This is a genomic window from Paraburkholderia sp. (genome assembly GCF_035948235.1).
Classification (GTDB): Bacteria; Pseudomonadota; Gammaproteobacteria; order Burkholderiales; family Burkholderiaceae; genus Paraburkholderia.
Genome location: NZ_DASZJJ010000024.1, coordinates 1 through 4,588, shown reverse-complemented (window position 1 = coordinate 4,588; position 4,588 = coordinate 1). Strand labels below are relative to the sequence as shown.

At 63.3% G+C, this 4,588-nt stretch carries 6 protein-coding genes; 4 read left to right on the top strand and 2 right to left on the bottom strand.

From position 1 onward, the window contains the following. Positions 1 to 310 precede the first annotated feature (310 nt). From VG320_RS01505 to VG320_RS01490, 4 genes are all read left to right on the top strand, one after another. Positions 311 to 1,171 (top strand): mechanosensitive ion channel family protein, encoded by an 861-nt coding sequence (locus tag VG320_RS01505; protein WP_327198417.1) that lies wholly within the window; start codon positions 311 to 313, stop codon positions 1,169 to 1,171. A gap of 113 nt (positions 1,172 to 1,284) precedes the next feature. Continuing rightward, complete coding sequence (locus VG320_RS01500) at positions 1,285 to 1,659, top strand: phage holin family protein (RefSeq protein WP_327198416.1); 375 nt, start codon at positions 1,285 to 1,287, stop codon at positions 1,657 to 1,659. Beyond that, positions 1,656 to 1,964, top strand: a complete 309-nt coding sequence (locus VG320_RS01495; protein WP_327198415.1) for a hypothetical protein — start codon at positions 1,656 to 1,658, stop codon at positions 1,962 to 1,964. The genes VG320_RS01500 and VG320_RS01495 overlap by 4 nt, the downstream gene beginning before the upstream one ends. 103 nt (positions 1,965 to 2,067) lie before the next feature. Then, positions 2,068 to 2,463: a hypothetical protein gene (locus VG320_RS01490; protein WP_327198414.1), complete on the top strand. Its 396-nt coding sequence runs from the start codon at positions 2,068 to 2,070 to the stop codon at positions 2,461 to 2,463. On the opposite strand, the gene VG320_RS01485 is transcribed toward VG320_RS01490, so the two are convergent. Both VG320_RS01485 and VG320_RS01480 read right to left on the bottom strand, forming a co-directional pair. Next, a complete protein-coding gene (locus VG320_RS01485; RefSeq protein WP_327198413.1) occupies positions 2,460 to 3,455 on the bottom strand; it encodes a 2-hydroxyacid dehydrogenase in 996 nt (331 codons plus the stop codon). The two genes, VG320_RS01490 and VG320_RS01485, sit on opposite strands and share 4 nt — an antisense overlap. A 70-nt stretch (positions 3,456 to 3,525) precedes the next feature. After that, the coding region (locus VG320_RS01480; protein WP_327198412.1) for a TrkA C-terminal domain-containing protein at positions 3,526 to 4,588 on the bottom strand (1,063 nt) is incomplete at its 5' end.

Here is a 4,588-nt window from a genome sequence, read left to right as displayed (position 1 = left end):
GCCTTGGCGTCAAGGCGCTCAATCGCCACCTGGAATACTGCGAACTGCTCGCAGAAGCCCAGCGCCGCTATTAAGCGCATACGTGGACAAGCGGACCGGGGGCGTCCGCAGCATTGAGTTGTAGCCCTCGAAGTTGCTCTACGCAGTAACCGTGGTTGCATCAGCACGCGCCGGAAGCCTTTGCTTCTGGCGTTTGCGTTTGTGGCGCTCGCATTTGTCATGCAGCGCTACGCAGATTTCCATCGTTCTGGCCCCGCTCACGGGCACGCCGCCTGCTGTGTGATTGCCATCTCAACGGGTGGCCCGAACCATGGACGACTTCTTCAATCGACTGTTCCATTTGCAACCATCGCTCCTCGCGACGGTGACGCACGACGTCCTTCATCTGATCGTCGCGGTGCTAATCGTCGCGATCGGCTGGTGGATCTCGAACCGCATCGCCCAGCTTTTCGCCAATATGCTGGCGCGCTCGCACGCCGATCCGACGCTCGCGCCGATGCTAGCAGGCATCGCCGCGTGGGCCGTGCGGGTGATCGCGATCGTGGCGTCGCTCAGCGAAGTCGGCATTGCGACCGCCAGCGTGCTGGCCGCGCTCGGCGCCGCCGGTCTGGCGATCGGCCTGGCCTTACAGGGCACGCTGCAGAACATCGCCGCCGGCATCATGTTGCTGTTGCTGCGCCCGTTTCGCGCCGGCGACGTGATCGAAGGCAGCGGCGCGGCGGCGGGCATCGTGCGCGAAGTCGGCCTGTTCACGACGCGCATCGAACGCGGCGACGGCAACGACGTCTTCGTGCCGAACAGTCAGATCTGGAGCAATCCCGTCATCAATTACAGCAGCGGCGGCACCCAGCGTGTCGACGTAACGATCGACCTCGCGCGCCGCGATCAGGTCGACTCCGCCATCGCCGAACTCAAGAAAATGGTCGCCGACGAACCGCGCGTGCTGGCCGGCAACACGCTCGCGCCAACCGTCGCGGTGGAAAGCTATCCGTCGAAGGGCGGCGCGCGTCTGCGCATCGGCGCGTGGGTGCGTAACGCCGATGCCACCTACGCCGCCGACGATCTGCGCGCTCACGCGCGCGATGCGCTGGCGGGTGCGGAGCTAGCGGTGGCGGGTGCGCCCGCCGCGCGCGAACACGATGATGCAAACGCGGCGCTATCACATTCGTGATGTAAGCGATGTGAAGTGAAGCGCCGCTGGGGGAAGTTGCGACCGGTTCAAGCGTCGCGCGTCGGTGACGCGCGGCCCCGCTGCCAGACAGCGCATTTCGCGGGAGGATGGCCATGTCGATGCAAGCGAAGCTCGACCGCTGGCGCAATGTGTCGCGGTTCCTCATCGCCCGTATGGCGGATTACGGCGAATTGTTCACGATCGAACTTGCCGAGACCCGCGCGCGCGTGATGCGCGAAATGCTCGCGCTGGTGGCGCTCGCGGTCACGGTGCTGTTCACGCTTTCGTTCTTATGTTTTGCCTTGATAGCATCGGCATGGAATACACCGTATTTTCTGGCCGTGGTCTGGGGTATTGCGGCGGCCTGGCTGGTGTTGTCGATGGTGGCGCTTCTGATGTTCCGTTTGCAACGGCATACGCAATCGTTCGGAGTACTGAGGGACGAAATTCGCGCCGATGTGGAAACCGTCAAGGAGGCGCTCAAATGAACCAACGCACCCGCGTGCGCCGCGCGCACGAATCTGCCGTGCTCACGCGCATGGAACTCACCCGCACGCAACTGCTGATCGCCAATATTGGTCTGCGGATCGGCCAGTATCCGGCCGGGCCGCGCGATAACGCCCTGTCGATCACGAACCTGCGCCATGCGCTGGCCGCCGCGCCGCGCGTCACCCTGCTTGGCTCGGTCGTGCTGGGGAGCGTGGTGTTCGGGCCCAAACGGGTGGTGCCGATGCTGGCGCGCACCGGCCTGCTGGGCTGGGTTGCGCGCAATATGCGCTTGCACGGGCGGTGAGTTGCAGGTTGTAGTGCCCGCTTCATCGCGGAACGATCAACAATCGTGGTGTAGCATCCTCCCCATAAGCGAGCGCCCCCGCTCCCGCTCCAGGAGCCGTCCCATGCCCCCCGACTGGAAACGCCGTCTGCGCCTGTTCGTACAGCGTTTCTGGCAGCCCACCAGCGCCTGCATGACCTGCATGCCAGGCAGTTGGACCAACATCATGAGCGCCGCGCACTGGGTGCTGGCGTTCAAAACGGGGCTTTTCACCGGTCTGCTGGCCGTGCTGCTCACCTTCACGCCACTGGCGAAGCTCTATTCGAACCGCTACGGCAACGCCCTCGTCATGGGCGCGCTCACAGCCATCGGCGACACCTATTCGCACCCCAGCCACTACGCCTCTCCCGAAGCGCTCCTCACCGGCACGGTTTCGGGTTTGATCACGCTGGGCGCGTCGTATCTCTTCGAAGATCGCGCGCGTCGCCTGCGCGCCGCCTGGGCGCGCCTCTTCGGTTAATCCACGCTGATTTCATTCGTCAGCGGCAGCCCGGTTTCGAATTCGGCGATGCTGCGCAAGGTGGTCTCGCAGATCGTCGATACGGCCTCGCGCGTCATGAACGCTTGATGCCCCGTCACGATCACATTGGGAAAGGTCATCAGGCGCTGCAATACATCGTCGTCGACGATCGTGCCCGAGAGATCGCGAAAGAACACATCGGCCTCCTGCTCGTAGACGTCGATCGCCAGGCCGCCCAGTTGCCCGCTCTTGAGCGCGCCAATCACCGCCTCGGTATCCACCAGGCCGCCACGACTCGTGTTGATAAGCAGTGCGCCGCGCTTCGCACGCGCAAGCGTATCGGCGTTGATGACGTGGTAGGTCTGCGGTGTCAGCGGGCAATGCAGCGAAACGATATCGGCGTTCATGCCGATTGCGCCATCCGTCGCATAGCGCCCGCCCAGCGCCTCGAATTCCGGCGACGGGTACGCATCGTAGCCAATCACCTCGCAGCCGAAGCCCACCATGATGCGCGTAAACGCCCGGCCAATCTTGCCGGTGCCGATCACGGCGACGGTCTTGCCGCACAGATCGAAACCCATCAGCCCGTCGAGCGCGAAATTGAAGTCGCGCGTGCGGTTATATGCCCGGTGCACCTTGCGGTTGATCGCCATCAGCAAGGCCACCGCGTGCTCGGCGACCGAGTTGGGCGAGTAATCGACCACCCGCACCACTTTGATTCCCAGCTTCGCGGCGGCTTCCAGATCGACGTTATTGAAGCCCGTGCAGCGCAATGCCACCAGTTGCGTGCCGCCACGCGCCAGCGTTTCCAGAATGCCGGCGTCGGCCTTGTCGTTGACGAAGATGCACACGCCGCGATAACCCGCCGCCAATCCTGCGGTGTCCTCATCAAGTGGATCATCCAGATATCGCAGCCGATGACCATGATCTGCATTCGCTGCATCAAGAAACTGGCGGTCATAGGGTTTTGCACTGAATACGGCTATTTCCATCTGCTTTCTCCGGATACGGGTTCGCTACCACGCGCCGTCATTATCTCTGGCCCAACAAGCGATCAGCCAGTCAGCTCATCAACGCGACGGCGATCTGTACAAAGAGAATCTTGACGATCGTCATCGAAGGGAAAATCATCGCATAGCCCACGTCCGGGAGATCGGTCGGCGCCACGCGGTTGGCGAACGCGAGGATCGCGGGATTGCCGGTCGCGCCGCTGATCACGCCCATCGTCACGTCGAAGGGCAAGCGAAAGATCCACAGGCAGCACACCGCCGTGACGATCACCAGCGCAAGCAGGATGACCACGCCATAGAGCAGAAAGGACGCGCCCGTCGTGCCCACCGTCGCGAAGAATTTGGGCCCGGACGCCATGCCCACCTGGGCCAGAAAAATCGTCAGGCCGAAATTGCGCAACACCAGATTCGCGGTCAGCGGCATCGTCCAGACGAAAGGACCGAAGCGCCGCAAACGTCCGAGGCACAGGGCGACCAGCAGCAGGGCCGCAAGTCCCAGCGTCAGCTTGCCCACACCGGGAATCGGCACGGGAATCACGCCCGCGATCAAGCCGAGCGCCGCGCCCACGCCGATCGATATAAATCCCAGCTCCGCGGTTCCCTTGATCGAATCGCCGAAAAAGGCACGCATCGACTTCTGGTGGACCTGATTGACCAGCAGACCAACGCGATCGCCGAATTCGAGGATCAACTCCTGGCCCGGCATCATATCGACGTCGCCCCGGCGTACATGCGCAATCGAGCACGCCACGCCATCGGGAAAGCGCAAATCGCGCAGCGCATGGCCGACCACCAGTTTGCTCGACGCGAATACGCGCATATAGGCCAGATCTTCGCGATGGTTCGTCATGCGCCCCGGCTGCAGTTCCCCGCATAACGCCGTGGCGTCGCGCAACAAGGCAGGATCGGTGGCGGTCGCCAGCAGCACGTCGTCGGACTGCAGCACGAGATCGGCCAATGGTGTCTGGTTGTGATGCGCGCGGCGCACGGCCGCGATGAACACGCCTTGCGGCAGGCGCTTGACGAGGTCCGCCAGCGTCAGGCCGACGAAATCCGCATTCCTGAGCGCGATTTCGGCAGTCTCGATCAACTTGGGCGCGGGCCGGTCGATTTTG